A 26,238-nucleotide genomic window follows, 5' to 3' on the forward strand; every position below is an offset into this window, starting at 1 on the left:
TAGCGGACCCGGGATCGACACCACGCGCGCGCCCCGACCGGCCAGATCGTCGCGCGCCCACTGTTACCCATTTCCATCGGCCGCCAGCAGACGAATGAGTCGCAATCGCTTGTTTCGATCGATGATTCCGGCAACGCATTGCCAGACTTCGAGCAGCCAGTTCATCGTCGCTTCGGCCATTCCGAGTTCGCGCCTGATAGCCGACGCGGGCACATTGCGGTCCAGAAAAACCAGCGCCAGATACGTCGCCAGTTGTGTCGGTTCGCCTCTGATATCCCGATAGAGGCCACCTCCCTTGCATTCGCTCGACTCCCGTATGCTCATGATCATCTCCATGTCCAGCGGGACGTGCACATAGCTCACTTCCCCGTCGGAGCGCATCAGCATGTAAAGCAAGTCACCCAGAATAAGAACCCAGTCTGAAATATCGAGTTCTTCAGGTATCGCGCCGATGTTTAGCCTGACTAATTGATCCCACGTCTCCATTTATGAATATGCTCCCGTGGCCACCATGCGCGTGGCAGGTGGTCGCAACAGAGCCCGGCGTTGTGACCTGCTGTGGCTTATCCCCCAAGATTCGCCCACAGCGCCCTTTGACGCTCCCGCTTCGGCGGGGAGTCAAGAAAAGTTCCCTCCCCATTGTTTAGTCGTTCGAACGAATCATTCGCTTTTGTCGGTCTTGATGTGAGGCAAAAGAATAGCTCCCGAATATTGGGCTTTGAAGTGGACACGTCCTAATCCGAACAGGACTAGAGTGAACACTCAGGTTCGGCTCATGACACCGGTGCCGGTTCTTATCAGCGACGCCGCCCGACGTCGACCCCGTGGCATGAAGCGTGCTTCTTCCCTGAAAACGCCGGAGACCTTGATGCTCGCGCTATATGTCATCGCCTTCTTCCTGGTAGCCGTTACGCTCACATTTCTCCAGGCGCCCGCTCTCGTCTGGCTCGTCGGGCTGGCGCTCTGGGTGGCCGTCGGGCCGCTCATCGGCGTGACGGGCACAGTCGGCGTCACTCTGCTCGCGATTGCCTTCGTGCTTCCGGCGCTCATGCTTGCCATCACGCCGCTGCGCCGCGCATTCTTGAGCCGCCGCGTGCTGGCGACTTTTCGCAAGATCCTGCCGGAGATGTCGTCGACGGAGCGTGACGCCATAGAAGCCGGCACCGTCTGGTGGGACGCCGAACTTTTTTCGGGGCGCCCGCGATGGGACAGCCTGCTCGAACACGGCGCGCCGAAGCTGACGCAGGAGGAGCAAAGCTTCATCGACAACGAATGCGCGCGGCTGTGCGAGTTGTCGAACGACTGGGACACGACTGCGATCTGGCAGGACTTGTCGCCGCAAGCGTGGGCCTACATCAAGGAACAGGGCTTTCTCGGCATGATCATTCCGAAGCGTTACGGCGGAAAGGCGTTCTCCGCGTACGCGCACTCGCAGGTGATCATGAAGCTCGCGACGCATTCATCGGCGGCGGCTGTATCGGTGATGGTGCCGAATTCGCTCGGCCCCGCCGAACTGCTGCTGCACTACGGCACCGAGGAACAGAAGAACCACTATCTGCCGCGTCTCGCGCGCGGCGACGACATTCCGTGCTTCGCGCTCACCAGCCCTTACGCGGGATCGGACGCCGCCGCGATCCCGGATGTCGGCGTCGTGTGCCGCGGCATCCACGAGGGCCGCGAGACGCTCGGCTTTCGCGTTACCTGGGAAAAACGCTACATCACGCTTGGGCCGATCGCGACCGTGCTCGGCTTCGCCTTTCGCGCGCTCGACCCCGACCATCTGCTCGGCGGTGACGCCACACCCGGCATCACCTGCGCGCTCATTCCGACGAACCATCCCGGCGTCGACATCGGACGGCGGCACTGGCCGCTCAACGCCGTGTTCCAGAACGGCCCGAACCGGGGCAAGGATGTGTTCATCCCGATGGACTGGGTCATCGGCGGGCGCGCACAGGTGGGCAACGGCTGGCGCATGCTGATGGAATGCCTCGCCGCCGGGCGTGCGATCTCGCTGCCTTCCTCGAACGTCGGCATGGCCAAGCTCGCCGTGCGCGGCACGGGCGCATACGCCGCCGCGCGCCGGCAGTTCCGCACGTCAATCGGCCGCTTCGAGGGCATTCAGGAAGCGCTCGGTCGCATGGGCGGCAACCTGTACGTGATGGACGCGGCGCGCCGGCTGTCCGCGCAGGCGGTCGATCTCGGCGAGAAACCTTCGGTCATTTCGGCGATCGCGAAGTATCACATCACGGAACGGGCGCGCAAGGTGATCAACGACGGCATGGACGTCGTCGCCGGCAAGGGCATCTGCATGGGGCCGTCGAACTTTCTCGCGCGCGCGTATCAGCAGATGCCGATCTCGATCACCGTCGAAGGGGCGAACATCCTGACGCGCTGCCTCATCATCTTCGGACAAGGCGCGATCCGTTGTCATCCCTACGTGCTCAGGGAGATGGCTGCGACGCGAGAAGCCGATCCGCGCCGGGCGCTGCGCGATTTCGACGACGCGTTTTTCGGCCACGCGAGCTTTCTCGCGTCCAACGCGGTACGCAGCCTTGTGTATGCCTTCGGCGGCAGCGCGCTCATGCGCAAGCCCGCGCGCGCCGATGCGCGTCTTCTGCCCTACTACCGCGCAGCCACGCGCCTGTCGAGCGCGTTCGCGTTGTTCGCCGACGTGTCGATGCTCGCGCTCGGCGGCGAGCTCAAGCGCCGCGAGCGTCTGTCGGCGCGGCTCGGCGACATCCTCTCGCAGTTGTACCTGTTATCCGCGACGCTCAAGCGCTTCGAAGACGAAGGCCGTCCCGAGAGCGACTTGCCGCTCGTGCGCTGGGGCGCCGAAGACGCGCTCGATCAGGCGAGCATCGCGTTCGAAGGCTTGCTCGCGAACTTTCCGAACCGCGCCGCCGCCGTGCTGCTGCGCGCGCTCGCGTTCCCGTTCGGCCTGCCGCACGCACCGGGCAGCGATGCGCTCGGCAACGAGGTCGCGATGCTGATGCAAACGCCCGGCGCGGCGCGCGAACGCCTCGTCGCGGGTTCGCACGTTTCGACCGTCGAAACCGATCCGATCGCCCGCGGCGAGAAGCTGCTCGCGCTCACGCCCGCCGTCGCGGCGCTGGAAACGCGTGTGCGCGATGCCGTCAAAGCGGGCCAGACCGATCCGCTGCCGCAAAGCCCGCAAGACGTCGAAGCATGGGCGCAGACGGCTTGGGCGTCCGGCGTCATCGACGAAAGCGAGCGCGCGTTGCTGGCCGAATGGGCGGCTCATGCGCGCGAAGCCGTGAAAGTCGATGATTTTTCCGCAGACTTCGGTATCCTCGAAGCATTGCAAAAGCGCAGCGCGGCACTCGAGCGGCAATGGCCCGAAACCGTCGCCTGAAGCCGTCGCCTGAAGCACGCAGGCCCGAGGCCACGCCGCGCGCGCCCCGACGACCGATCGCCAATCGATGAAAGACCGCTATCTCGACTTCGTCAATTCGCCCTTCGGCACGAGCATCGCGCGCTCGCTCGGCCTGCCGCGTCCCGAGGTGTTGCGCCGCCATCGCGCGGATCAGGCCGAATTCGGCGGCATGGCCGCTATCGGCGCGGGTCCGTCGCCCGCGCTCTTCGATGAACTGATGGGCGTGCTGTCCGCCATCGGCATGACGGGCATCGCCCACGAAAGCGCGACCGGCTGGCTGCCCGTCGCCGCGCGCCACGGCGCGATGAGCGGCCGCTTCGAGCCGCGCGCGCGCGACGCATCCCCGAGCGATCGCGTCGAGGCGCTGATCTTCGATGCGACCGGCATCGACGAAAGCGCGCAACTGCATTCGCTGTACGCCTTCTTCCACGACGCGCTGCGCTCGCTCGCGAAGAACGGACGCATCGTCGTGATCGGGCGTCCGCCCGCCACGCGCGCGAGCGTTGCCGCCGCCACCGCGCAGCATGCGCTCGAAGGCATGACTCGCTCGCTCGGCAAGGAAGCGCGCAACGGCATCACGTCGAATCTGCTGCGCGTGGCCGATGGCGCGGACCTCGAGTCCGCACTGCGCTTCTTCCTTTCGCCTCGCTCGGCCTACGTGTCGGGCCAGGTCGTGACCCTCGACGCACCCGCCGCCGCGCCCGAAAGCTGGACGAAACCGCTCGCGGGCAAGCGCGCGATCGTGACGGGCGCGGCGCGCGGCATCGGCGCGTCGATCGCGGCGGTGCTCGCGCAACACGGTGCGATCGTCACCGGGCTCGATGTCGACGCCGCCCGCGACGCGCTCGATCAGACCATGCTCTCGATCGAAGACGGCTCGCCCTCGGGCGGCGCGCATGCAGCGCTCGTCGCGGACATCGCCGCGCCCGAAGCGCCCGGCGAGATCGCCGCCACGCTTGCCGCGTCGGGCGGAATCGATATCGTCGTGCACAACGCGGGCATCACGCGCGACAAGACCATCGCGCGCATGAGCCCGGACATGTGGGATAGCGTGATCGACATCAATCTGCTCGCGCAGGCGCGCATCGACGACGCGCTGCTCGCGCAGAACGTGTTGCGCGAACACGGACGCATCGTTGCTGTTTCGTCGATCAGCGGCATCGCGGGCAATCGCGGGCAGACCAATTACGCGACCTCCAAGGCGGGCGTGATCGGCCGCGTGCGCGCGATGGCGCCGTCGCTGCGGGGCCGCGGCATCACGATCAACGCGGTCGCGCCCGGCTTCATCGAAACGCACATGACCGCGCGCATGCCGTTCGGCGTGCGCGAGGCCGGCAGACGGCTCAATTCGATGGGACAAGGCGGCTTGCCCGTCGATGTCGCCGAGACCGTCGCGTGGCTCGCGAGTCCGGGCAGCGCGGGCATCACGGGCAACGTCGTGCGCGTGTGCGGCCAGAGCCTCATCGGCGCGTAGGGAGGCGACTGCATGCACGCACCGACCATGCCGCGCGCCCGCACCGTCGTCATCGATACCTTGCCGCCGCCCGCAAAGCTCTACGGGCGCGCGCTGCCCGCGCTCTTCAGGCGCGCGCGCTCGCCCGAGCTGCCCGCGCTGCGGCTCGTGCGCCCCGATGTCAGGCTCGACGCGGAGCAGGTCGGCCGCTACGCGCGCGTGTGCGGATTCATCCCCGAACATGGCGTGCCGCTCACGTTCCCGCACGTGCTCGCGTTCCCCTTGCATCTGATGATGCTCACCGATCCGTCGTTTCCCTGGTCCGCGCTCGGCGTCGTGCATCTGTCCAACAGCGTGCGGCTGCGTCGTCCGCTCGCGGCGGGACAGGGCTTGCGCATCGAAGTCGAGTGCGGTCCGCTGATGCCGCATCAAAAAGGTCAGGCGTTCACGCTGCATACGCGCATCTACCGGCGCGGCGAGGCCGTGTGGGACGGCGACAGCGTCTATCTGAAGCGCGGCGTGCGCAGCGAAAGCGCAGCGCCTTCGATCGAAATGGCCGAAGCATCCGATGCGCGCGTGCCGCTCCTCGCACGCGAAGCGCGCTGGCAGCTTCCGCCGCAGCTCGGACGCGATTACGCGAAGGCATCGGGCGACTTCAATCCGATCCATCTGCATACGCTGAGCGCGAAAGCGTTCGGCTTTCCACGCGCGATCGCGCATGGCATGTGGACGCTCGCGCGCACGCTCGCGGCGCTGCATCCAATCAAGCCGCTCGCCTCCGGATACGCGCATGGCGATTTCAAATCGCCGCTGTATCTGCCCGGCGACGCCACGCTCTGGACCGCCGCGCCCTCGCCCACCGCGCGTGATTTCGAAGTGCGCGATCTTGCGGGCGACCGGCCGCATCTGCGCGGCCATTTCGAATGGGAGCTGCCATGAGCGAAGCGCGGCGCGAGATTCGGCGCGAGGTTCGTCGGATTGCGATCATCGGCAGCAACCGGATTCCGTTCGCGCGCTCGAACACGGCGTACGCGAGCGCGTCGAATCAGGACATGCTGAGCTTTACGCTGCAAGGTCTCGTCGATCGCTTCGACCTGCATGGCATGCGTCTCGGCGAAGTGGCCGCGGGCGCGGTCGTCAAGCATTCGCGCGACTTCAACCTGACGCGCGAGGCCGCGCTCTCGACCACGCTCGCGAAGGAAACGCCCGCCTACGACGTGCAGCAGGCATGCGGCACCGGCCTCCAAACGGCGATTCTCGTCGCCAACAAGATCGCGCTCGGGCAGATCGACGTGGGCATCGCGGGCGGCGTCGATACGGCATCGGATGCGCCCATCGCCGTGAACGAGCGCATGCGCAAGATCCTGCTCGAAGCGAATCGCGGACGCTCGGCGGGTCAACGCGTCGGTGCGCTCGCGAAACTGCGTCCCGGCATGTTCTTTCGCCCGCTCCTGCCGCGTAACGCGGAGCCGCGCACGGGCCTCTCGATGGGCGAGCACTGCGAACTGATGGCCAAGCGCTGGAAGATTTCGCGCGAGTCGCAGGACATGCTCGCGCAGGAAAGCCATCTCAAGCTCGCGTCCGCCTATGGGCGCGGTTTCTTCAACGATCTGATGACGCCGTACAAAGGGCTCGCACGCGACAACAACCTGCGTCCCGATGTCACGCTCGATCAGCTCGCGCAGCTCAAACCGGTCTTCGATCGCGACGCCGGCACGCTCACGGCGGGCAACTCGACGCCGCTCACCGACGGCGCATCGGCGGTGCTGCTCGCGTCCGAGCAATGGGCGGCCGAGCGCGGCCTGCCGGTGCAGGCGTTCCTGACATTGTCCGCGACCGCGGCCGTCGATTTCTTCGACAAGCGCGAAGGCCTCCTGATGGCGCCCGCCTACGCGGTTCCGTCGATGCTCGCGCGCGCCGGGCTCGCGTTGCAGGACTTCGACTTCTACGAGATTCACGAAGCGTTCGCCGCGCAGGTGCTGTGCACGCTCGCCGCATGGGAAGACGAGGAATACTGCCGTACCGCGCTCGGCCTGAACGGCCCGCTCGGCCCGATCGACCGCGCGCGCCTCAACGTGAACGGCGGGTCGCTCGCGACCGGACATCCGTTCGCGGCGACGGGCGGGCGCATCGTCGGGACGCTGGCGAAGATGCTGGCGAAAGCGCCCGAACGCAGCGACGGCAAGCCGTTGCGCGGACTGATCTCGATCTGCGCGGCGGGCGGCCAGGGCGTCGTCGCGATACTGGAGCGGTAAGGAGCGGAAGCAAAAATAAGGCGCGCTGTTCGACGAAAACGGATCGCGCCAACGGAGACACCACATGAGCCCGGGACAGACAGCGCCGCGCGGGGCGTCCAAGCCGCACGCGACGGACGGCATCTGGTACGCGTCGTATCCGCGCGATGTCGCGCACGAAATCGATCCCTCGCGCTATCGCTCGCTTGCGCATTTCTTCGATGAGTGCGTCGAGCGCTTTCGGGATCGCGTCGCCTTCGTGAGTCTCGGCTCCGAGCTGACATTCGCCGCGCTCGGCGAGAAGGCGCGCGCGTTCGCGTCATATCTGCAGAGCATCGGCGTGAAGCCCGGCGATCGCGTCGCGCTGATGATGCCCAACACGCTCGTCTATCCCGTCGCGCTTTTCGGCACGCTGATCGCGGGCGCGATCGTCGTCAACGTGAATCCGCTCTACACGGTGCGCGAACTCAGCCATCAACTCAAGGACAGCGGCGCGCAGACGGTGGTCGTGTTCGAGAAATTCGCGAAGACCGTGCAGGACGCGCAGCCGGGCACGCGCGTGCGGCATATCGTCGTAACCGGGCTCGGCGATCTGCTGGGCAGCGGGCTCAATGTGAAAGGCCGCGCGATCGATCTGTTCCTGCGTCACGTGAAAAAGCAGGTGCCCGCTTACGCGCTGCCCGATGCGGTCCGCCTGCCGCAGGCGCTCGCGCGCGGCGCGCGGCAGAAGTTCGAGCCGGTGAGAGTCGGTCACGGCGACATCGCGTTCATTCAATACACCGGCGGCACGACGGGCGTCGCGAAGGGCGCGATGCTCACGCATCGCAATGTCATCGCCAATCTGCTGCAGGCGCTCGCCTGGGCGGGCGGACGGCTCGTCGACGGCGAGGAAATCATCGTCACGCCGCTGCCGCTCTATCACATCTATTCGCTGACCGTGAACGCGCTCGCCTTTCTCGCGATCGGCGCGCGCAATGTGCTGATCGTCAATCCGCGCGACATCGGCGCACTCATGCGCGCGCTGCGTCACGAAAACTTCACGGCGATCACCGCGCTCAACACGCTCTACAGCGCGCTCATCGACAACGACGCATTCCGCCGGCGCGACTTCTCCGCGCTCAAGCTCGCGATGGCGGGCGGCATGGCGACCCAGCGCGTGATCGCCGAGCGCTTCCGGGCGATGACGGGCCAGACGCTCGTCGAAGGCTACGGCCTCACGGAGTGTTCGCCGCTCGTCGCCGCGACGCCGCTCGATGCCCGCGGCGCGAGCGAATTCGACGGAACCATCGGCGTGCCTGTGCCGTCGACACTCGTGCGCATGCGCCGCGACGACGGCACATGGGCGAACGTCGACGAACCGGGCGAGCTCTGCGTGCAGGGCCCGCAAGTGATGAAAGGCTACTGGAACCGTCCCGAGGATACGGCGAAAGCCATCGACGCGGAGGGCTGGCTCGCGACCGGCGACATCGGCGTGATGGATGGACGCGGCATCATCCGGCTCATCGACCGCAAGAAGGACATGATGATCGTGTCGGGCTTCAATGTGTATCCGAACGAGATCGAGGAAGTGCTCGCCGCGCATCCGAAAGTGCGCGCGGTGGCCGCGGTCGGTGTGCCCGATCCGGTGACGGGTGAACGCGTGAAGGCGTTCGTCGTGCGCCGCGACGACGCGCTCACGGTGGAAGAACTGTTGAAGTTCGCCCGTTTACACCTGACCGGCTACAAGGTGCCTTCCTACGTCGAGTTTCGCGACGCGCTGCCGCTCACAACGATCGGCAAGGTGCTCAGGCGCGAACTGCGCGACGCCGAATCGCAAGCACGGAAATCGCAAGACTGACTTTTAGGAGATGTTCATGCCGCGTGCGCGATGCCGCCGGGCTTCGGACTTGCGGCTCGCGTGCGCGGGCCTGTTGTGTTTCTTCATCGCGTTCGCGGCCGTGTTCGTGCCCGCGCCCGCGCGCGCCGACACGACGGAGGACGCCGCGCGCGTCGGCGATCTGGGCGTCGAGCAGCAGGCGCAATGGCTGTCGCACGCGGCCGAAAGCGGCGCGCTCGCGAAACTCGACGACGCGCAACTCGTCGCCCTCTTTCACTCGCTCGACGCGCGCACGCTGCCGCGCTACTTGCAGGAAGGCCTGCACGAGTTCCAGTCCTGCGAGTTCACGATGCGCCGGCGCGAGCGCATCAAGGGAAAGTGGCCGAGGCGCGCGGATCACATGCTCGTGCGCGTCACGCGCGAGCCGTTGCGCATCTACGCGAAATGGCTGCCCGATGGCGCGCATGCGGGCCAGGAAGTCATCTACGACCATTCCAAGCGCCCCGACGAGCTCTACGGTCATCTCGGCGGCTTTCTGGGCGTCGTGCCGATGTGGGCGTCGGTGAACGGCGCCCTCGCCCGTGCGCAGTCGAATCATTCGATTCGCGAGCTCGGTATCGAAGCGGTCACGCAGCGCTTCATCGACGAGGGGCGCAGATTCGCCGAAGCGGGGATTACGAAGCCGGCGAATATCGAGGTGAAGACCGTCGACGGACTGCGCGTCGTCGCGCTCACGTATGAAACGCCCGAGGGACAGCCCGGTTTCTACGCGAAAAAGGAAGTGCTCGGACTCGACCTCGAGCGGCCGGTTTTCCGCACGCTGGAGTCGTACGACAACGAAGGCAATATTTTCGAAAGCGTCGTGTTCGAGCGCATCGAAGTCAAACCCTTCGATGATCTGACGTTCGACCCGAAGAATCCCGACTATCGCTTCTGATCGGCACGCCAATGAAATGCCCGCTGATTTCGTGACATCGAATGTAACAACGCGTCGCACCGCGCGCCGCCCATTTTTAAGTTTCGCCTAAGAGTCGGCCGATAACCTGCCCGCACTCCATCGACATCAAGATCCGCGCGCAGGCAATAGCCGGGAGCGCCGCACATCGTCATGCAAACCTGAGGACATCTTTCATGAACCTCCGCCGTCCGGCCTCCGCACCCGTGCGAGCCATCAAAAGGCTTCTGAGCCATCACGAAATCGCCACACTGCTGTTGCTGTTGCACGCGCCTATCGACGCGATGGCCGCGACGCCCGACGTTGCTTCGTTGCAGGAATACGGCTATGTCGAGATCGTGTCGCCGGATACCGGTGCGCCGAAAGTGCGTCTCACCGAGGACGGCAACGCCGTGCTGCGCGGCCTGGGCGTCAGGTAAGGCGTCGGGCCGCGGGACGCCCGAATACGCGAACTCTGTAATAATCGGTCGATACTTTTCATCATCGACCAAGGAGTGATTCGCGATGTCCGCCCTCTCACCCATCGTGCAGCGTGTCCTCATCACCAACGACGACGGCATCGACGCGCCCGGCCTCGCCGTGCTGGAAGCGGTCGCCGCCGAACTCGCGCACGAAGTCTGGGTCATCGCACCCGAGCACGATCAGAGCGGCACGTCGCACTCCATCAGCCTGCATTCGCCATTGCGCGTGTCGCGCCAGGGCGAGCGGCGCTACGGCGTGCAGGGCACGCCGGGCGACTGCGTCGTCATGGGCGCGCGTCATATCATGAAAGACGCGCCGCCGACGCTCGTGCTCTCCGGCATCAACCGCGGCGCGAATCTCGGCGTGGAGACGATGTTCTCCGGCACCGTGGGCGCCGCCATGACGGGCCTGCTGCTCGGCCTGCCGTCGATCGCGCTCAGCCAGGCTTTCACCGATCGCGAGAACGTGCGCTGGGATACGGCGCGCGCGCTCGCGCCGGGCGTGATCCGCCAGTTGCTCGCGATCTCCCACGATGCGCCCACCTGCCTGAACGTCAACTTCCCCGATTGCGACGCGTCCGCCGCCGGTCCGCTCACCGTGACGCGGCAAGGCGTCGGCCTCGTGGAAGGCATCGATGTGCTGCCGCTCGTCGATCCGCGCGGCATCGAATATCACTGGCTGCGCTTTGAGCGCGGCCCGCGCCCGAATTCGCCCGATAGTGAAACCGCGGTGGTCGCGTCCGGCCGCGTCTCGGTCACGCCGCTGCATTTCGATCGCACCGACGAGCGCACTTTCGCGACACTCGAAGCGGGTCTGAAAGGCGGCGCCTGAGTGGTGAATGCGCGCCGCTAGAACGTTTCCTCCCAGACGGGATCGATCGCTTTCTCGTATGCTCGGGCGATCACGACAAGGAGACGACATGACCCGTTCCATCGGCTCGCGCGGCGCGCGGGTGACGCTCGGCGCGTTTTGCGCCACCTTTGCCATGAGCGTGTTTGCACAAGCGGCAACGCCCGTCGGCACCTGGCAAACCATCGACGATCAGACCGGCAAGCCGAAAGCGATCATCCAGATCGTCGACGACGGCAGCGGCCAGTTGTCCGGCAAAGTCGTGCGCGGTATCGGCGAGTTCGATCATCCCGACCGCCGCTGCACGGCCTGCACCGACGAGCGCAAGGATCAGTTGGTCAAGGGAATGACGATCATCACCGGCATGCGGCAGAACGGCGATGCGTGGGACGGCGGCCAGATTCTCGACCCCGAGAGCGGCAAGCTCTACAAGTGCAGGATGAAGATGGAAGACGGCGGGCAGAAGCTCGTCGTGCGAGGGTATATCGGCGTGTCGTTACTGGGGCGTTCGCAGACCTGGCTGCGTCAGCAATAGGTTTCAAAAAGCACAAAGCCGCTCGAAGAGGTGTGTCTGCGACCGGCTTTGTTCATTTCGCGCGTGCGCCCGAGTCGATCATGCGGCGCGACGCTGGTGCGCCTCGTCCGCTTGCACTACTACAGGCAACTCAGCGCTCTCGAGCTTGAACTCCGGCGGCACGCGCATGCGGGATGTCATCAACGCATAAAGCGATTCTCCGGCCGGCCCGAACAACTGTGTCATCACGCGCAACAGGACGCCCGATTCGTGCCATGTCTTGAAACGCCGATACGGAAAAGCGCTGTGGGCCGCGTCCAGCAAGGCTGTAGCTTCTGACCGGGTTCCATTGGGACACTACTGGGACACCGACATGGCGACGATCACACATAGACCGGACAACGCACCTGCACGCAAATGGCAGGCGAAGGTCAGAAGGAAAGGTTTCCCGTCTCAGAGCAAAGCATTCGCCTCGCGCCCCGAGGCAGAGGTATGGGCTAGAGGCATCGAGGCCGAATACGACAAGGGTCATGCGGTCGATCACAGCGACGCTCGGGACACCATGCTCCGCGATCTGCTCAGGCTTTACCTCGCGGAAGCGGTGCCACGTCAGAAAGGCCGTGAGCAGGAAGGTTACAGAGTCAAATTCCTATTGCGTCAGCCGGTCACGGCGTTCTCGCTAGCCAACCTCACCCGCTCGGCGCTCGTTGCGTACCGTGACCATCGGCTGCGCGCCGTCAGCGGCTCGACAGTGCGGCACGAACTCCTCGTGATGCGTCGCGCCATCGAATACGGCAGGAAGGAGCTAGGGCTGTACTTGGCTGAGAATCCGCTCGCATGGATCAGGTTGCCGGATGAAAACGAAGCTCGGGACAGGCGGCTCGCGCCGGGAGAGGAAGAACGGCTGCTCGTGGAGTGTCAGGCGGCTCGTGCGCCGTACCTGCTGCCGCTCGTAGTGCTCGCCATCGAGACGGGCATGCGGCAGTCCGAGATGCTTGCGCTAACGTGGGAGAGAATCGACACGGCGCGGCGGGTCGCGTACCTGCCAACAACGAAGAACGGTCAGCCGCGAGGTGTGCCACTCACTAGGCGGGCTGTCCAGGTACTGGAAACGATGCGAGATGCCCGCATTTACAAGTGGTCCCGCGAACCTGCTGACGGGCCTTTCCTGCACGTCTCTGCGACCGTAGTGCGCCACGCTTTCATGCGGGCCAGAGACAAGGCCGGGATGCACGAACTGCGGTTCCACGATCTGCGACATGAGGCTGTCTCGCGGCTATTCGAGCGCGGGCTGAACGTGATGGAAGTCGGTTCAATCTCGGGCCACAAGACGCTTTCGATGCTTCGCCGGTACAGTCACCTGTCTATGGATCACCTACTGTCCAAGCTCGATTGACTGCGCTTATCGGTTGGGCGGGCTGCTGGCGGGTTGAGATACCGCGCCGCTGCCCTTGCATCGGACGCACTCTTGCTGCATGAGAGCGTCTAGGAATCCTCGCCCGCCACAGCGCGGGCATAGGCATTGTCCTTCTTTCAGTTCGGGTGGTTGCATGTTCGCCCTCTCCTCTTTGCTATCAGTCTACATCGTGGGCGGTCTTCCGGCCTGCGCGGCTCGCGTCGGCTTCGCCTCGCTCGGCTGACGCCCGCGCCAACAGATGGCGCATCGAAAGGCGGCTCGCGCCGCCCTCCTTAGATGAACGTCCGATGCTTGCGCCGCACGATCAAGGAGACAAGCGACTCGCTCACGCCGTACTTGCGGGCGAGCGCTGCGCCGCCGTACTCCTTGCTGCCGCGCACGTACTCCGCACGGATAGCGCGCACCTGCTCCTCAGCCAGCTTCGAATTGCCGTTACGTGCGCCGATGAGTTCTGTACCGTCGCGGCGTCGGTCCTTCGCGTTCTCCTTCCTCGTCTTCCAGTTCAAATGCACCGGATTGCAGCATAGCCGGTTATGACAGGGACCATGAGCCGCCTCAACGTACTCACCGTCCTCCGGCCAACCACGCGCCAGCATCAGCGAAAGCCGGTGCGCATTGATCCATCGGCCTCTGTGATAGGCCCGCCCGTATCCGTTGTCTCTGCGCGGGCCTTGCCAAATCCAGCAGCCCTGCTCACTGACGATGCTCCGGCTTCTGATCTCATTTAACGTCACATATTCTCCTTAAAGGTTTGGTGTTGATGTAGTCCTGAACCTCGTGTCACACTGTCTCCGCTGAGTGGCACGCGACACTGACCGGCCTGCACCTGCATTCGATCAACTATCGGAGAGCAAGGTATGGGTACGCTTCAGGAACGTCCGAACGGCAACTGGACGGGCAAGATTCGCCGCAGTGGTTTTCCCTCGCTATCGCAGACATTTCGCCATCGCTTCGAGGCCGCAGCTTGGGTCGCAGAACAGGAAGCCGCGCTAGAGAAACGCATCGCTGCTGTGCGCGCTGCGGGACACAACAAGCGCATCGCGTCCGAGGGCGACTCCCGCTACTTGCTGTTCGGTGATCTCATGCGCCGCTATTTGGAAGAGGTGTCACCGCAGAAGGACGCTTCTGGCGAGGAGGCCATCCGTATGCGAGGGTTGCTGAAACACAGCATCGCCGCATGTCCAGTCGGGGCGCTGAATGGCGCACGCGTCGCGGAATGGCGCAACGAGAGACTGAAATCCGTTAGCGGATCGACAGTGAGGCGAGACAAAAACCTGCTCTCCCATGTAGTCGAGATCGCCCGGAACGAGTGGGAGGTGAACATTGACCCTAACCCGTTCAAACGAGTTCGGATGCCGCGAGAAGGACTGCCTCGCGAGCGTCGCCTATCGCCCGCAGAGGAGGCTGCGTTGCTGGCCGCGTGCAGCGAAACGTGGAGTCCCTTCATCCGACCTATCGTCATCCTCGCGCTGGAAACAGCGATGCGGCGAAGCGAGATCATTGGGCTGACGTGGGAGCGCGTCTTCCTGTCGGAGCCGTCCGTCCAACTCGTACACACCAAGACTGGTAAGCCTCGCGGCATCCCATTGTCTCGGCGGGCAGTCGCAGTGCTGCAAGAGCTACGTCCGAACTCTCCCGAAGGCGCTCAGTTGAAGGGCAGCGTCTTTCCGGGCTTTACCGCCAACGCGTTGAAACTCGCATTCCGACGCGCTGTCGAGCGAGCGAAGATAAAGGGCTTACGCTTTCATGATCTCCGGCATGAGGCAACGTCGCGGCTATTCGAGAAGAGACTAGCCGTCATGGAAGTAGCCAGCATCACCGGCCATCAGGACGTGCGGATGCTTCGTCGGTACACCCACCTGCAAGTACGCGATCTAGCTCGCAAGCTCGACTAGAGAACGCTGGCGCGGCAGCAGCCTCGTGAGAAGCCGCTGCTGCACCGCGCTAGATTAGAAGACGCCCGCTACCGGGTCGCCCAGTACATCGCCGGGTTTGTTGCCGTAAGACGAGTCCAGCGACTTCTTCGCCATACGCTTGCCGAAGCTCGCCGCATCGACTGTGATGTTCAGCGGCGCGTGGTCGCCCTTGCGCATCAGGTTGAGGTTGAGGTGCCCGCCGCCGATGTAGGTGCCCCACTGAACGTGATAGTCGTCAGGGTTGAAGTTCGCCATGTCAGCGCCCTTGCCCTTGACTGCCTCGCGTGCGAGATCAGCGATCTCCTCGCGCATCGAGTCCTGATACAGCTTCGAGTCCTGCGAGGCGGTCGCGCCGGGAACCTTCGCCACGAAGTCCTTGAATCCCTCGCCGCGTCCCCACCGACCCTTGTCCTCCGGGATCAGCGCGCCGGGCACAGCCGTGGCCGAGCCGACGACTTCCTGATACGCCATGCGGCTCGCGTCCTCGTCGGACAAACCGAACGCGGCCTTCTTCGCCGCCATGCGATCAGCGATCTTGCCTGCGAGCAGTTGCTTGTTGCCGTCGCTGATGTCCCATGCCGAGAGGTTGCCCTGACGGAACGGGTTCCACCACGGGCCGGACTGTGCGTTCACGTACGACAGCGCCTCCTTCTTGTCCGCTGCGTTCGCCTGCGCGAGTCGCCCGCGATTGCGTTGCGTGCGCAGCATGTCGAACTGCTGCGGGTCCGTGATGTCCGCGCCGCTGTCGAGGATCGAGAGCACCGACTCGGCGTTATCACCGAAGTACGCCTTCACCGCGCCTGCGCCGCCCGGTCCTTCGCGGAGCTTCTGTGCGAGGCCGATAACGTCGCGCTGTTGCGCGGTCGCAGGGCCGGTGCCGTCGAACAGCGTGCCCATCGTGCTGTTGATGTAGCCTTGGAGCATCGGTGGCTGCATGTCCTTGTCGCGTGCATTCGCGCTGGCGTGCTGCCAGAAGGTGTTCCACGTCGGATCGTTCTCGCCGTTCGCCAGCTTCGCCTTCAGCGCGTCCTGCCATGCGCCATTCAGCACCGACACATGCGCGCCTTCGGGGATCGGGATGCCCTTCAGCGACTCAGGATTGTCCGAGGCCCACGCGTTGGCGACCATCGTCTGACCCTGCTCGAAGTTGAGCAACCCTAACTGCGCTCGCTGCAAAACGCGTTGCTGCCGCAGATTGTTCACGTCCATCTTCTGCAACGTCTCGGTCATCTTCTCAGGCGTGAAGGGAACTGTGGCGTCACCGTTCTTCAGCTTCCAGTCCGCGTTCACCTTCTCCATCTGAGCAATCGCGGCTGCATGCCCTTCCGTCGAGGTAGCATACGGACTGATGCCCTGCGTCATGCGGAACTCCAGCGTGTGAACGTCCTCCAGACCCTTCACGTTGTCGGGGTTCTTCATGGCCCACTGCGCTTCGAGGCGCGGAATCTTGTCGCCAAGTTCAGCCTTCATGCTCGCATCGAGCGACTGGTACTCAGGCTGCTGCTGGATAGCACGCACCGCCTGCCAGTTCCCGGTCATTGCATTGGACACCGTAACGTCACGCAGCGCCCGCTGGTACGAGGTGAGGTCCATGTTCTCCGGTCGAGCGATCTGCTGCCTGAAGTTCTCGTGGGCCTGTGCCACGTCATCGTCAGTGAGGTTCGGATTCGCACCGAGCGTCGTCTGCATGGACTTCGCCGCAGTCGTCGCCATGTTCGTGAAGCCGTTGTAGTTCTGCTCCTGCGTGAACTGGACGTACTGCTGCATGTGCTGCGAGAGCATCTGCGGCATCTGCTCCGCGAGCTTCTGCTGCACCATCGCGTCAGTCCACTGGTCGCCTGTCGGCTGCACCTCGGACATCTTCTGCACGACGTACGCCCGCACCTGATCCGGTGACTTCTCGCGCAACTGAGGCATGGCCTGCATGAACTGCGTCTGCGCATCGTTCATCGCAGCGTTCACGTTGAACATCTGCGCGCCCTGCACCGTGGCGTCGGGGCCGTACAGCTTCGTGTACCACGGCTGGTCGTTCTCGATCTCGATAAGCGACTTGCCCTGCGATGCCTGTGCCATACCCTCGGCGTACTGCTCCTTCTTGGCGCGGTCGATGTACGGCTGGATCATGCCCTGCGTCAGCTTGTTGAAGCTGTCGATGTCGATGCCTGATCCGAGCACGCCCTGCCGCCGCATACCATTCGCCAGTGCGTCGATACCGCCGCCGCCCTGTGCTACCTGCCCACTCGACTGCTGAGCGTACGAACCACCGCCGCTGAAGGAGGTGGAGCTTCCGCTCGTTCCGCTGGGCTGCTGGACGACTACACCGCCGTCGCTGCCGAGACTGAAATTGATTCCCATAGTATTCCTTATCGTTAGTCTGTTGGGTAGAGCATTAAGACGGCGGGCTATCGCGCCAAGAGCGAGCGGCTACCCATCAAACGTCGCCCGACAATGTGAAGTTGAAGCCGCCGCTGCTACTGCTGTCGCTGCCGCCGAGATTCCAGTCATTGCTGGACTGGCCGCTGCTGAAGCCGTAGCTGTTGCCGCCGCCTGCGTTTGTGCTCGTCCATGTGTCACCCACTGAGTTCACGCCGTTGATGACCGCGTTGGACGAGTAGCCGTTCGTCTGACCCACACCACCGCTACCGTTGCTGTTGTCGCTACCGTAGCCAACGGACGTACCGCCACCGCCGCCATTGCGGAACTGGCTGAAGCCGCCACCACCCGCTGCGCCCATGAGCGCCATCTGCTGAACTGTGAGGTCGGGAGCCTTCGCGGGCTTGATGTACGTTGTGGGGATCGCTGCTTGGTAGTTCATATTCGCCACCGTCGCGCCGTAGTCCTGCGACATGACGAGATTCGAGCGCAGCCCGCTGTTCTGCATCGCGGCGTCGAACGACACCTGCTGCATCTTCGTCGTCTGGTTGACGCCGAGCCGCGCATTGCGACCCTTCATCGTGGCTCGCATGATGTCGGCGCTGGAGCCGCCTACGCCTCGCGCCGCGTTGTCGGCGTTGATCGCGCCGAGCGTCTGTGCAGCTTGGATCTGCTGCTCGACGTTGCCGCGAATCATCGAGTCGAGCACGCGACCTTGGTTCACCTGTGCTGTGTTCCACTGCGCGCCCGCCGCCGACGCCTTGATGTTGTTGCTGATCGAGCGTTGCGTGTTGGCTAGATTCGCCTGCGCCGCCGCAAAGCCGTTACCGGCCTCGCGGAGCTTGTTCGCATTATCCGCTTGATCCTGCGAGAGCAGGTTGGCCGCGTCGGTCTTGGCAGAGTCCACCGTGTACTGCGCGTTGTTCTGCGCATTCAGGATCGTGCCTTGATAGACACCGCTAGCCGCACCCGCGATCATCTGTACGAATTGACACATAAGTTTCTCCCTTAATGAATTGTTGGAGAGGCCATCACTGGGATCAGCCCGAGCATTGCGCCTCGCCCGAACTGCGCCAGATAAGTCAGCACCTCAGACCGCGCCGGATGTCCCGGTCGGATGATTACTAGACCCATGAATTGAGCTAGCTTCATCTCGCCCTCTGCCGAATTGCGAGCGTCTTCGTTCGCCTCGGCTGCGAGTTCCACCAGCGTCCGGCCTGACGGCATCCGGCAAGGCTCTCCGATGTAGTTAATGCTCATTGTTCTCTCGTTAGATTGACCAGCCCGCGAGCCGAAGCACAGCGATCAGGTCGGGGAATTGTTCGCAAAGCTGAAGGATGCGCCAGCCGGGAACGCTGTTGAAATCCTCGCTGTCGATGTGGAGCGAAGGACAGCGCACCGCGAGCCGCCCTGTCGGGTATTGCCGAGCGCACCATTCACCACTGCGGTACTCGACGGATTCGCCAGCCCGCTCGCGCCGTCGCTCGTCTTGTCGCGCCAGATAGCCGTCGCGGGATTGGTTCGCCGTCCACCGCGTGACGCAGCGCCCTCGGACGTCCGTCTCGAAGGGCGTGCGCTTCCGCTGGCATGTCCAGCACGAGGAGTCGTACACCCTGCGCCGGGTCGTGCCGCACCTTGCGCACAGCCTGCCGTCGAACCATGTGCGGCCAGCTATCAGCGCGTCAATGCGGGTCGGGTAGCGCGTCTGCTCGCGCAGATCGCGCTCGAAGGCGTGGTCAATTCTCGCGATGTCGCGGTGCCGCCTAGTCAGCTTCGCCGCGTACGGCGCGATGTGCCAAGCGGTAAGCGCTCGCTTCTTACGTGCGCCGCGAGGGAGGCTCACGGAATCGCCGCCAGTGACTCGGCAATGCCGGGGGCGCCTTCGGCCTGCGGGAGCGTCATCGCCTGTTCCACCTGCGCGAAGACGAGGGCCAGCCTCAGAATGGCCTCTACCTCACTGGGTTCGATGTCAACGGTCGCTGCGATGGTCGCGATACTCGCGCCGCACAGGAACAAGCGCGTAATAAGCATCCGGTCCGATCCAGTGCGGCACATCACAGCGCGGCCCCATTCAGCACAGCAGCGGTGCGGGCGTGGATCAGCGCGCCGCGCACGGTCTTCAGCACAGCCGTCTGCGTGCTGCCGAGGTCATTCGCAATGTCTCCGATTCGGTCGCCCGACATGAAGCGGTCGAGAACTGTGGCCCGCTCGTCGGGCGTCAAACTCTCGTAGGTCATGGCGCGGTGAACGTCAGACGGATGCACGCCGATACGCGCAGCCGTAGCATTGAAGCGTTCGTCGCTATTGCCGACGCGAGCGGTACGGATTTGGTTAGGCGTCAACTTAGCCATTGATGTAGCCCCGCGCATGGTCGGCCCTGTGCTTGATGAGCGCGTTATGAGGGTCGGCCGGATCGCGCTGCAAAACCGCAGCCGGGATCAGTCCAGGACAGCGTGCCACGGCAAGCAGGAAGATGCGGTCTTGATTGTTCAAGGGCTGCTGGATCGGACTTCCGCGATGGGTGCCATGCACGGTGAAAGAGGGCATGCCGCCGTTGCGAGCGTCGCCTACTAGCGTGATGTCGGCGATCTCGTACTCGCGGACAGCGCGATCATCGTCGGCAGCGCGAATACCTTCGAGGTGTTCATTGATGAATGCCGCCTCGGCGGCGGCGGCTTGCAGAAGCTCGCCCGCCGCTTGCAGGCGCTTCAACTGTGCCACCAGCGGTTCAGCGTCGCGGATAATCCCGCCAAGGTGAATCAAACGGTCGCGTGCCTCCACTTCAGTGGTGGGCAGCGGGAATTGGTTCTCGGTCTTCTTTGCCATGTGTTACTCCTTTAGTCTGTTGGTTGGATGCCCGGAGAGCATCCGGGCTTGTGCTCATACATTCGCGGGCTGTTCGCCAGCGCTTCTATCTGCTGCTCTTTCCAGAGCCGTAGGCTGGCCCGCGCCGACTCGTGCTCGGAACGCAGCGGCGTGACGTGCGGACGCCTCCTCATACATTCGGACGCGCAGTTCAGTGGGGATCGGCTCGCCGTCGATGTGCGTCGGGACTCTTTCCATCAAGCGACCCTCAGCGCAGAAGATGCGGCGCGATGGCGAACATCGCTTTGCGACCGCGATAATCGCTGCCTGTTGCGGTCGTCGCTCGTACGCGACCATTGCTTGCGCGGGCCATGCTCATTTGCTTGCCCATGTCCACGATTGCGGAGCGCACGATGTCTGGAGATTCGTGTACCGCGTCGATACTGGCTTGATCCGAAACTGTCAGACCGTTAAGCTCCGCGAAGCGGATCGGGTCTTCATAGAGGTTCACGCCGTACATCGTGGTGAGCACGCGCTCCAATTGCTCGTCATGCGTGACTGCGGCACCGGTCCCGCCGCTGAGACGCGAACGACCTAGTGGCGAGCCGTGCCCGCGAGACGGCAGCTTCCCGCCGAATTGCTGGACCTCATTGCCGCTCGCATCATTCCGAAACACTCTTGCTCCACCTGCCATGATTAACACTCCTTATTAATTGCTCGTGCGGGAGGCCACGAGCTAGCCTATGGTTACTGCTGGACTGCCTTCACTGCTGCCTTCTCGCGGGCCTTGTACTTACGGGCCGCATACGTCGGGAGCGAGCCGGTAAGCTGCTCAACGACTTCACGCCATGTGCAGACGCCGCTCTTGCTCGCCCGCCGCGCCAGCGACTCATAGTAGGCGCGTGCTTCGACGTTGTGCTCCAAAGGGTGAACGATGGTCTTCATATTGCTCTCCGTAGGACGCCCGGAGCGGGCGTCACTTATTCAGGTTGGACGGTAGCGAGAAGCTAGCCTCGGCTTCTCGCGCCTCCTTGATGCGCTCCGTGTGCGCTTGATCCTCAAGCTGCTTCGGCGTGAGAACTGGTTTTCTGTCTTTCAGATCACAACGGAAGCCTGCCGTTGCTTGATACCGGCGTCGTGCATTCATGCTGAACCTCCCTTCCACTAGTTGACCGGATCGGCTTTGAATTGTTCGTTGCTCAAAAAATAGGCAACGAAGGTGATTGCGATTAAAGGGACAGACCGCTAGCCCGCGTAGCTAGCTGCCTACATTTTGAGCAGCTACCCGCAAACCCTTGTCGCGCTGTAATCCCTTTAGGGCAACCTCGGCGGCGATAAGAGGCCTTCTAGAAAGGAACGTTCGACGGCTCAATTCCGACCATATTCAGGACGCGATACCTCGGCAGCTTCTCCATTGCCTGGACCAGCGCAACGATGTTGCCGGTGTGCCTCGCTCGCTTCGCCCGCTCGATCTCACCGTCCACCACGTCGATCGCGTCCGCGATTACCATCCTGCGCACGCTCGCATCCACGATGCCCTCGGCTCGCTGCTCGCGCCTCTGTGCAAGCAATGCCTCCTCAAAAGGAGTCGGCGTGTCGTTCGGAATCAGACTGCATACGTCCCTCGCCATGAACGATGCTCCGTCCATCTGCTGTACCTGACCTCGCCGCATGGACTTCGACGCTTGCCCGAGAGATACCCCATTGAATCGGGCATCTGCACGGACTCGCTTGTCTGCGGCCAAGTCGTATCGGCCTTGGGCTTCGCTCGCTGTCGCTCGCTGTCCCGGCCTCCTACGTGTCGTCATAATCCTCCGCTGTAAAGTTACCTTGTTGCAGGACGCTCGGATGAACGCCCTGTAAAAAGGTTGGTCGCCATGTGGATCGAAGCGGTAGCCCCTACTGCGGCCTGCACTCCCCACTGCTGCCTCGGTCGGCCTCAATCAGCCTGTCCCGGTCCTGCTACCGCACGCCCGCCGATGCGGGGGCCGTAAACGACAAAAGGCGGGTTCTGCGACCCACCGAAACGCCAACATTGGCAATCTCGATAAGCCATAGAACCCGCCTTCCTACCGCGCCGAGAGTGCGATGTCTCGGGCGGTCCTCAGTACCGGTGCGGTTCGGGAGAATTGCTTCTCGCCTGTCCAGTACTGCACGGGAAGGATTCTGTCATCGCTACCTCAGGCTGTCAAGCGGTATATCGAATCCTCGTTCGGTATATTGGAATTCAGACGAAGTACCGAACGAAACGCTAGTTCAAAGCCCTCCGAGGGTGGCGGGCCTGAGCGCGCTCTTGCGCCGGATCGAAAGCCGTAGCCGCACGGCACGAGATAGTCCTGTGCCATTGACTGAATCCCTAGTTGTTGTGTCTTTCAAGTCGTCCGTAATTGCCCCGCCTTGCTGGACGGGGCTTACGCGGTTACTGGATGCCGTTCACCAGCGCGGAGCCGATGAAGGTGTTGGAATCATTAATGTGCGTATTCGGCGCTCGCCGCCACGTACCGGCAGCCCAGCGCGCACTCGCCAGCGGCCTCAGCCCGGATCAGCGCCTCAATCGCCCGAAGCTCGGTGTGCTTCTCGCCGGTCGCCTCGGCTACGGCGTGCCAAGCTGCCGCGCCAGCCCACGCTGCCCGTAGCGCCCGCAGCGCCTTCTCGCCGTCGCTGGCGTCAGCCGTCCACGGTTCGCCCTGAAGCTTCCAGCCCGTCGTATCTGCGACCGTACCGGCCTCGGCAAGCACTTCGTACCCTGCCTCGCCAGCGTCAGCAAGCTCCGTCGCCCGGCCCTCATAGCCGTCATAGAACTCCATCTGCGCCTCCCTGTCGCCCCGCCATGCCGGGAAGACTGCCCGCGACACGAACGCCCAAGACATCGCGCAATGCTCGGCCATGCTCGACGGGCGATGGCCCATCATCTCGGCTTCTTCGGCGGTCGGCTCCTCGCCAATCGACATCAGCCACGCCCAATCGACTTCAGCGAAGAATGCGCCCTCGCTGTACGCGTCGTGCGGCATGCTGCGCGTGATGGACGGATTGAAGGTTCCTGCATTGTTGTTCTGGTTCATGATGGTCTTTTACGGTATCGTGCGAGCGCGCTGGCCCGCGTGTTCAAGGGTTGCCCGGTCGGTCTTGGCGGATAGGCCGGGTTGCTACGGTGTGCGGTGCCAGCGCCCTATTCGGCTGCTCCTCCTTCTCGCAGGTCCGCGCAGATGCGCTGGATCATGGTTCGATTCGTGTCGTACTTTCGGGCGAGCGCGGACACGTTGCGGTCTGCTTCGAACTCTGCCCGGATCGCTGCACGCGTCGCCTCGTCAAACACAGCCTTGCGCCCGAACTTCACGCCCTTAGCCTTCGCCTCGATGCGGCCCGCCGTCATACGCTCCGCAATCAGCGCCCGTTCGAACTCCGCGAACGCGGCCATCATCTGAAGCTGCAAGCGGCCCGCTGGTGACGTTAAATCGACCGCACCTAGCTGTAGGCACAACAGATGCACGCCGGTCTGCTGGAGGCGTTCTACAGTCTGTTGGACATCGATGTTGTTGCGACCCAGTCGGTCCAGCTTCGTGACGATCAGCGTGTCCCCTTCTTCGAGGCGGTCCATCAGCTTCGCGAACAATGGCCTCTCTGCTGCCGGTACAGCGCCGCTGATGTTCTCGCACACGATGCGCTTGTCCTGCACGTCCCTCGCCCTTCGAATCTCGGCCACCTGTGCGGCTGTGTCCTGCTCCACCGTGGACACACGGCAGTACGCGAATACACGTCCGTCCTCTCGTCCCATTGTGCGCTCCCTGCACGAATCATTTGAGCGATCAATGTGCATGCATGAAATTACCGAGTCAAGAATTTTCGTGCATCTAGTTGCAGGCATGCACATAACTTTGAACATTCGTGCACTGTCGCTGGCTCTCGATCCGACCGCTGCGCATTCTGCGGCAGGTGCGGCGCGATTCATTCAGGGAGATGAAGGCATGCGTGGCGGCTGTTCGACCGGTCACTGTCACCGGCTGGCCGAAGCTCGCCGCAGGGCGTGGGCTGTCACCTGCCGTGCGGCGGTTACTCAGAGGTGCCTACATGCGCGAGCGCCCGCTCTAATAAAACGCGCACGCGGGCGTACGGGGGCGTGTGGGCGCGCATGGGCGGCGTAAGTGCCCGCGAATAGGTGAAGCAAAATTGGGCCGGGAGGTGCCTGAGCGAGCAGCCTAGGGAGACGGCTCAGGGCAGCGTCCATAGGCGCTACAAGGGCACGTTGTCAAAGCACATAGCCGCCCTCACAATATACGTCAGTAGAAAACCACAACTACATTCATGGAGCTAATCTTTATGGCGTTCGATGCAAAAGTGTTCAAGGTTCTGGTCGCAAGCCCCGGAGACGTGACGGAAGAGCGAGAAGCGATACCCGAGGTTATCGCACGCTGGAACAACGTTAACTCGGAAGCGATCAACGTGGTTCTTTTGCCAGTGAAATGGGAAACTCACTCAGCACCTCTCATGGGGAACCGCGCACAGGGCGTGATCAACGATCAACTGGTCACCACCTGCGACATGGCGATCGGCGTTTTCTGGACCCGACTCGGTTCTCCGACGGGCGTCAGTGAGAGTGGTACGGCGGAAGAGATTGAATGGTTTATTCAACACGAGAGACCGGTGATGGTTTACTTCTCCTCCCGCAGCATTGACCCTACGAAACTTGACATCGACCAGTACAAGGCGCTCAAAGAGTTCGAAGGAAAGATGCAGAAGATCGGACTTACCGGTGCTTATTCGAACATTACAGACTTCAAAGAACAGTTGTTCAACCAGTTGTCGATTAATGTAAAACTTCTTACATCAGGAACTCCAATCGCACGGCCATCAGAAGCAGCCGCTCGTGAGAAGGCCGCAACATTGAAGAAGGTGCTGAAGGGCGAGAGCGTCTACATGGAGGACTATGAAAAGGACGGTCAGGTACGGTCATTCATTGTCAAGGGGAATACCAAGGGATTGAAGGAAGGTTTGAAAGAACTCAAAGGAAGATGGAACAGTCCGCTCGGCGGTTGGGTCTTCCCTAAGACTAAGGAAGTCGAAGTCGCCGAATTCCTAAAGAAGAACGCTTAGCCAACTTAGGACAAACCGATGATGCGTGTCCTTACTCGCTGCGCGATACTCGTTTCTCTACTGTCGTGGCACACCTATGCATGTTCAGCCGGGCCATCCGGCGAAGACCTTCTTGGCGCTTGCAGCGCGACAGTAAAGCAGCAGGATGGCGGACAACTGTCAGACGCAGAACTCGCCGGATCACTTTGGTGCATAGGCTATCTCTCGGGCTTTCTCGACGCGGTAGGTCTGACATCTAGCATGTACGGGAAACCGGCCATCTGTCTGCCCGCGAACGGGATTTCCAATGACCAACTCGTCCGTATCGTGACGAAATGGCTCCGAGACAATCCAGAACATTTGCATGAGAGCGGTCGTATGGAAACGATGATCGCTCTCGCTAAGGCATTCCCCTGCCAATAGTTCATGGCATCCCCAATGTACCGCGACGCGCATTGGACACTCGACGTTCTTGAATTGCTGGGACACTACTGGGACAATTAGCCTGCAAAACCCCAGTCAGAACCTACGCCCGCGCCCGCCGAGGCCCGCGCCACAAGGCTCGCGCAACAGCACGCCCGATTCGTGCCACGTCTTGAAACGCCGGTGGCACGTCTGATACGACGGATACTTGCGTGGCAGCGTGGACCACGACGCGCCGCTGTACATCACCCAGAGCACACCGTTGAGCACGGCGCGGGTGTTGGCGAGCGGCCGGCCCCGCAGTTCCAGACGGGGGCGCAGTTCGGGAAGCAGCGGTGCGACCATCTGCCATTCTTCGTCGGACATGTCGCGGTAGGGCTTCACGGTAATTTCTCCAATTTGCTGACTCATAACCGGCATCGACGATACCGAGTACCCGAAAGCCGGCAAATCGGAGTGATCCGAATCTTGAAATAGCCAGGCGGTTTCAAGGATGAAGTGCAACAGCGGGTTTAGTGTTTAGAGTCGTGAGGCTGGCTTGCTGATGCAAGGGTCGC

At 63.1% G+C, this 26,238-nt stretch carries 30 protein-coding genes; 13 read left to right on the forward strand and 17 right to left on the reverse strand.

Annotated elements, in window-relative coordinates; all coding sequences use genetic code 11:
- Window positions 1-63: 63 nt before the first annotated feature.
- The gene (locus tag NCS58_RS08650; RefSeq protein ID WP_061121113.1) at window positions 64-486 is read right to left on the reverse strand and encodes a hypothetical protein; all 423 of its coding nucleotides are present in this window, start codon (window positions 484-486) and stop codon (window positions 64-66) included.
- Window positions 487-868: 382 nt separating this feature from the next.
- On the opposite strand from NCS58_RS08650, the gene NCS58_RS08655 reads away from it, so the two are divergent.
- From NCS58_RS08655 to NCS58_RS08695, 9 genes are all read left to right on the forward strand, one after another.
- Window positions 869-3,373: an acyl-CoA dehydrogenase gene (locus NCS58_RS08655; protein WP_250538238.1), complete on the forward strand. Its 2,505-nt coding sequence runs from the start codon at window positions 869-871 to the stop codon at window positions 3,371-3,373.
- Between the two features lie 67 nt (window positions 3,374-3,440).
- On the forward strand, window positions 3,441-4,868 hold the full coding sequence (locus tag NCS58_RS08660; RefSeq protein ID WP_250538239.1) for a 3-oxoacyl-ACP reductase: 1,428 nt from the start codon (window positions 3,441-3,443) through the stop codon (window positions 4,866-4,868).
- A 12-nt stretch (window positions 4,869-4,880) separates the two neighbouring features.
- Window positions 4,881-5,786: a MaoC family dehydratase gene (locus NCS58_RS08665; RefSeq protein ID WP_250538240.1), complete on the forward strand. Its 906-nt coding sequence runs from the start codon at window positions 4,881-4,883 to the stop codon at window positions 5,784-5,786.
- Window positions 5,783-7,102, forward strand: coding sequence for an acetyl-CoA C-acetyltransferase (locus tag NCS58_RS08670; RefSeq protein ID WP_250538241.1), 1,320 nt, complete (start codon window positions 5,783-5,785; stop codon window positions 7,100-7,102). Before NCS58_RS08665 ends, NCS58_RS08670 begins: the two co-directional genes overlap by 4 nt.
- 64 nt (window positions 7,103-7,166) lie before the next feature.
- Entirely contained in the window at window positions 7,167-8,918 is a 1,752-nt protein-coding gene (locus NCS58_RS08675) for an AMP-binding protein (protein WP_250538242.1), read from the forward strand.
- Window positions 8,919-8,934: 16 nt separating this feature from the next.
- Entirely contained in the window at window positions 8,935-9,834 is a 900-nt protein-coding gene (locus NCS58_RS08680) for a DUF1571 domain-containing protein (RefSeq protein ID WP_250490088.1), read from the forward strand.
- A gap of 194 nt (window positions 9,835-10,028) precedes the next feature.
- Window positions 10,029-10,271 (forward strand): hypothetical protein, encoded by a 243-nt coding sequence (locus NCS58_RS08685; RefSeq protein ID WP_061121107.1) that lies wholly within the window; start codon window positions 10,029-10,031, stop codon window positions 10,269-10,271.
- Window positions 10,272-10,356: 85 nt separating this feature from the next.
- Entirely contained in the window at window positions 10,357-11,145 is a 789-nt protein-coding gene (gene surE, locus NCS58_RS08690) for a 5'/3'-nucleotidase SurE (RefSeq protein ID WP_250490089.1), read from the forward strand.
- Window positions 11,146-11,233: 88 nt separating this feature from the next.
- Window positions 11,234-11,698: a DUF2147 domain-containing protein gene (locus NCS58_RS08695; protein ID WP_409219270.1), complete on the forward strand. Its 465-nt coding sequence runs from the start codon at window positions 11,234-11,236 to the stop codon at window positions 11,696-11,698.
- A 78-nt stretch (window positions 11,699-11,776) separates the two neighbouring features.
- Here NCS58_RS08695 and NCS58_RS08700 read toward each other — a convergent pair whose 3' ends face one another.
- On the reverse strand, window positions 11,777-12,001 hold the full coding sequence (locus tag NCS58_RS08700) for a hypothetical protein (protein ID WP_250476732.1): 225 nt from the start codon (window positions 11,999-12,001) through the stop codon (window positions 11,777-11,779).
- A gap of 49 nt (window positions 12,002-12,050) precedes the next feature.
- Here NCS58_RS08700 and NCS58_RS08705 point away from each other — a divergent pair, with 49 nt between their 5' ends.
- Entirely contained in the window at window positions 12,051-13,073 is a 1,023-nt protein-coding gene (locus NCS58_RS08705) for a site-specific integrase (RefSeq protein ID WP_250538243.1), read from the forward strand.
- 293 nt (window positions 13,074-13,366) lie between these two features.
- Here the strand turns inward: NCS58_RS08705 and NCS58_RS08710 are convergent, their stop codons facing one another.
- The gene (locus NCS58_RS08710; RefSeq protein ID WP_250476734.1) at window positions 13,367-13,828 is read right to left on the reverse strand and encodes an HNH endonuclease; all 462 of its coding nucleotides are present in this window, start codon (window positions 13,826-13,828) and stop codon (window positions 13,367-13,369) included.
- A 123-nt stretch (window positions 13,829-13,951) separates the two neighbouring features.
- Between NCS58_RS08710 and NCS58_RS08715 the strand changes: the two genes are divergently transcribed.
- Window positions 13,952-14,989, forward strand: a complete 1,038-nt coding sequence (locus NCS58_RS08715) for a site-specific integrase (protein ID WP_250538244.1) — start codon at window positions 13,952-13,954, stop codon at window positions 14,987-14,989.
- A gap of 54 nt (window positions 14,990-15,043) precedes the next feature.
- Here the strand turns inward: NCS58_RS08715 and NCS58_RS08720 are convergent, their stop codons facing one another.
- The 13 genes from NCS58_RS08720 to NCS58_RS08780 all read right to left on the reverse strand — a co-directional run bounded on the left by NCS58_RS08720 (window position 15,044) and on the right by NCS58_RS08780 (window position 23,963).
- The gene (locus NCS58_RS08720) at window positions 15,044-17,365 is read right to left on the reverse strand and encodes a hypothetical protein (RefSeq protein ID WP_250538245.1); all 2,322 of its coding nucleotides are present in this window, start codon (window positions 17,363-17,365) and stop codon (window positions 15,044-15,046) included.
- A gap of 76 nt (window positions 17,366-17,441) precedes the next feature.
- Complete coding sequence (locus tag NCS58_RS08725) at window positions 17,442-18,362, reverse strand: hypothetical protein (RefSeq protein ID WP_250538246.1); 921 nt, start codon at window positions 18,360-18,362, stop codon at window positions 17,442-17,444.
- Window positions 18,363-18,391: 29 nt separating this feature from the next.
- Window positions 18,392-18,643, reverse strand: coding sequence for a hypothetical protein (locus NCS58_RS08730; RefSeq protein ID WP_250538247.1), 252 nt, complete (start codon window positions 18,641-18,643; stop codon window positions 18,392-18,394).
- 10 nt (window positions 18,644-18,653) lie between these two features.
- Window positions 18,654-19,226: a hypothetical protein gene (locus NCS58_RS08735; protein ID WP_250538248.1), complete on the reverse strand. Its 573-nt coding sequence runs from the start codon at window positions 19,224-19,226 to the stop codon at window positions 18,654-18,656.
- Window positions 19,223-19,414 carry a hypothetical protein gene (locus NCS58_RS08740; protein WP_250538249.1) on the reverse strand — a complete coding sequence of 64 codons (192 nt, stop codon included), beginning with the start codon at window positions 19,412-19,414 and terminating at the stop codon, window positions 19,223-19,225. The genes NCS58_RS08735 and NCS58_RS08740 overlap by 4 nt, the downstream gene beginning before the upstream one ends.
- A gap of 23 nt (window positions 19,415-19,437) precedes the next feature.
- On the reverse strand, window positions 19,438-19,734 hold the full coding sequence (locus NCS58_RS08745) for a hypothetical protein (protein WP_250538250.1): 297 nt from the start codon (window positions 19,732-19,734) through the stop codon (window positions 19,438-19,440).
- On the reverse strand, window positions 19,727-20,209 hold the full coding sequence (locus NCS58_RS08750) for a hypothetical protein (protein WP_250538251.1): 483 nt from the start codon (window positions 20,207-20,209) through the stop codon (window positions 19,727-19,729). The genes NCS58_RS08745 and NCS58_RS08750 overlap by 8 nt, the downstream gene beginning before the upstream one ends.
- Before the next feature lie 247 nt (window positions 20,210-20,456).
- Window positions 20,457-20,882 (reverse strand): hypothetical protein, encoded by a 426-nt coding sequence (locus NCS58_RS08755; RefSeq protein ID WP_250538252.1) that lies wholly within the window; start codon window positions 20,880-20,882, stop codon window positions 20,457-20,459.
- Between the two features lie 53 nt (window positions 20,883-20,935).
- Complete coding sequence (locus NCS58_RS08760; RefSeq protein WP_250538253.1) at window positions 20,936-21,133, reverse strand: hypothetical protein; 198 nt, start codon at window positions 21,131-21,133, stop codon at window positions 20,936-20,938.
- A gap of 31 nt (window positions 21,134-21,164) precedes the next feature.
- Entirely contained in the window at window positions 21,165-21,335 is a 171-nt protein-coding gene (locus tag NCS58_RS08765; protein ID WP_250538254.1) for a hypothetical protein, read from the reverse strand.
- A 199-nt stretch (window positions 21,336-21,534) separates the two neighbouring features.
- Window positions 21,535-21,819, reverse strand: a complete 285-nt coding sequence (locus NCS58_RS08770) for a hypothetical protein (protein ID WP_250538255.1) — start codon at window positions 21,817-21,819, stop codon at window positions 21,535-21,537.
- An 837-nt stretch (window positions 21,820-22,656) separates the two neighbouring features.
- Window positions 22,657-23,250, reverse strand: a complete 594-nt coding sequence (locus NCS58_RS08775) for a hypothetical protein (RefSeq protein WP_250538256.1) — start codon at window positions 23,248-23,250, stop codon at window positions 22,657-22,659.
- Window positions 23,251-23,357: 107 nt separating this feature from the next.
- Entirely contained in the window at window positions 23,358-23,963 is a 606-nt protein-coding gene (locus tag NCS58_RS08780; RefSeq protein ID WP_250538257.1) for a recombinase family protein, read from the reverse strand.
- Between the two features lie 542 nt (window positions 23,964-24,505).
- Between NCS58_RS08780 and NCS58_RS08785 the strand changes: the two genes are divergently transcribed.
- Both NCS58_RS08785 and NCS58_RS34450 read left to right on the forward strand, forming a co-directional pair.
- Window positions 24,506-25,279, forward strand: coding sequence for a DUF4062 domain-containing protein (locus NCS58_RS08785; RefSeq protein WP_250538258.1), 774 nt, complete (start codon window positions 24,506-24,508; stop codon window positions 25,277-25,279).
- 21 nt (window positions 25,280-25,300) lie between these two features.
- Window positions 25,301-25,681 (forward strand): Rap1a/Tai family immunity protein, encoded by a 381-nt coding sequence (locus NCS58_RS34450; protein ID WP_409241816.1) that lies wholly within the window; start codon window positions 25,301-25,303, stop codon window positions 25,679-25,681.
- Between the two features lie 96 nt (window positions 25,682-25,777).
- Here the strand turns inward: NCS58_RS34450 and NCS58_RS08790 are convergent, their stop codons facing one another.
- Window positions 25,778-26,065: a transposase gene (locus NCS58_RS08790; protein WP_250538259.1), complete on the reverse strand. Its 288-nt coding sequence runs from the start codon at window positions 26,063-26,065 to the stop codon at window positions 25,778-25,780.
- Between the last annotated feature and the right edge of the window lie 173 nt (window positions 26,066-26,238).

Origin of the sequence: Caballeronia sp. INML3B, from assembly GCF_023631305.1 — a bacterium.
GTDB lineage: Bacteria > Pseudomonadota > Gammaproteobacteria > Burkholderiales > Burkholderiaceae > Caballeronia > Caballeronia turbans.

Excerpts from the sequence above, each read along its gene's own strand:
- NCS58_RS08760 (WP_250538253.1), bottom strand. The coding sequence starts at position 21,133 with ATGAAGACCATCGTTCACCCTTTGGAGCACAACGTCGAAGCACGCGCC.
- NCS58_RS08750 (WP_250538251.1), bottom strand. The coding sequence starts at position 20,209 with ATGGCAAAGAAGACCGAGAACCAATTCCCGCTGCCCACCACTGAAGTG.
- NCS58_RS08680 (WP_250490088.1), top strand. The coding sequence starts at position 8,935 with ATGCCGCGTGCGCGATGCCGCCGGGCTTCGGACTTGCGGCTCGCGTGC.
- NCS58_RS08720 (WP_250538245.1), bottom strand. The coding sequence starts at position 17,365 with ATGGGAATCAATTTCAGTCTCGGCAGCGACGGCGGTGTAGTCGTCCAG.
- NCS58_RS08660 (WP_250538239.1), top strand. The coding sequence starts at position 3,441 with ATGAAAGACCGCTATCTCGACTTCGTCAATTCGCCCTTCGGCACGAGC.
- NCS58_RS08775 (WP_250538256.1), bottom strand. The coding sequence starts at position 23,250 with ATGAACCAGAACAACAATGCAGGAACCTTCAATCCGTCCATCACGCGC.
- NCS58_RS08715 (WP_250538244.1), top strand. The coding sequence starts at position 13,952 with ATGGGTACGCTTCAGGAACGTCCGAACGGCAACTGGACGGGCAAGATT.
- NCS58_RS08705 (WP_250538243.1), top strand. The coding sequence starts at position 12,051 with ATGGCGACGATCACACATAGACCGGACAACGCACCTGCACGCAAATGG.
- NCS58_RS08765 (WP_250538254.1), bottom strand. The coding sequence starts at position 21,335 with ATGAATGCACGACGCCGGTATCAAGCAACGGCAGGCTTCCGTTGTGAT.
- NCS58_RS08675 (WP_250538242.1), top strand. The coding sequence starts at position 7,167 with ATGAGCCCGGGACAGACAGCGCCGCGCGGGGCGTCCAAGCCGCACGCG.
- NCS58_RS08770 (WP_250538255.1), bottom strand. The coding sequence starts at position 21,819 with ATGGCGAGGGACGTATGCAGTCTGATTCCGAACGACACGCCGACTCCT.
- NCS58_RS08755 (WP_250538252.1), bottom strand. The coding sequence starts at position 20,882 with ATGGCAGGTGGAGCAAGAGTGTTTCGGAATGATGCGAGCGGCAATGAG.
- NCS58_RS08740 (WP_250538249.1), bottom strand. The coding sequence starts at position 19,414 with ATGCTTATTACGCGCTTGTTCCTGTGCGGCGCGAGTATCGCGACCATC.
- surE (WP_250490089.1), top strand. The coding sequence starts at position 10,357 with ATGTCCGCCCTCTCACCCATCGTGCAGCGTGTCCTCATCACCAACGAC.
- NCS58_RS08695 (WP_409219270.1), top strand. The coding sequence starts at position 11,234 with ATGACCCGTTCCATCGGCTCGCGCGGCGCGCGGGTGACGCTCGGCGCG.
- NCS58_RS08665 (WP_250538240.1), top strand. The coding sequence starts at position 4,881 with ATGCACGCACCGACCATGCCGCGCGCCCGCACCGTCGTCATCGATACC.
- NCS58_RS08655 (WP_250538238.1), top strand. The coding sequence starts at position 869 with ATGCTCGCGCTATATGTCATCGCCTTCTTCCTGGTAGCCGTTACGCTC.
- NCS58_RS08650 (WP_061121113.1), bottom strand. The coding sequence starts at position 486 with ATGGAGACGTGGGATCAATTAGTCAGGCTAAACATCGGCGCGATACCT.
- NCS58_RS08685 (WP_061121107.1), top strand. The coding sequence starts at position 10,029 with ATGAACCTCCGCCGTCCGGCCTCCGCACCCGTGCGAGCCATCAAAAGG.
- NCS58_RS08670 (WP_250538241.1), top strand. The coding sequence starts at position 5,783 with ATGAGCGAAGCGCGGCGCGAGATTCGGCGCGAGGTTCGTCGGATTGCG.
- NCS58_RS34450 (WP_409241816.1), top strand. The coding sequence starts at position 25,301 with ATGCGTGTCCTTACTCGCTGCGCGATACTCGTTTCTCTACTGTCGTGG.
- NCS58_RS08730 (WP_250538247.1), bottom strand. The coding sequence starts at position 18,643 with ATGAGCATTAACTACATCGGAGAGCCTTGCCGGATGCCGTCAGGCCGG.
- NCS58_RS08745 (WP_250538250.1), bottom strand. The coding sequence starts at position 19,734 with ATGGCTAAGTTGACGCCTAACCAAATCCGTACCGCTCGCGTCGGCAAT.
- NCS58_RS08725 (WP_250538246.1), bottom strand. The coding sequence starts at position 18,362 with ATGATCGCGGGTGCGGCTAGCGGTGTCTATCAAGGCACGATCCTGAAT.
- NCS58_RS08785 (WP_250538258.1), top strand. The coding sequence starts at position 24,506 with ATGGCGTTCGATGCAAAAGTGTTCAAGGTTCTGGTCGCAAGCCCCGGA.
- NCS58_RS08780 (WP_250538257.1), bottom strand. The coding sequence starts at position 23,963 with ATGGGACGAGAGGACGGACGTGTATTCGCGTACTGCCGTGTGTCCACG.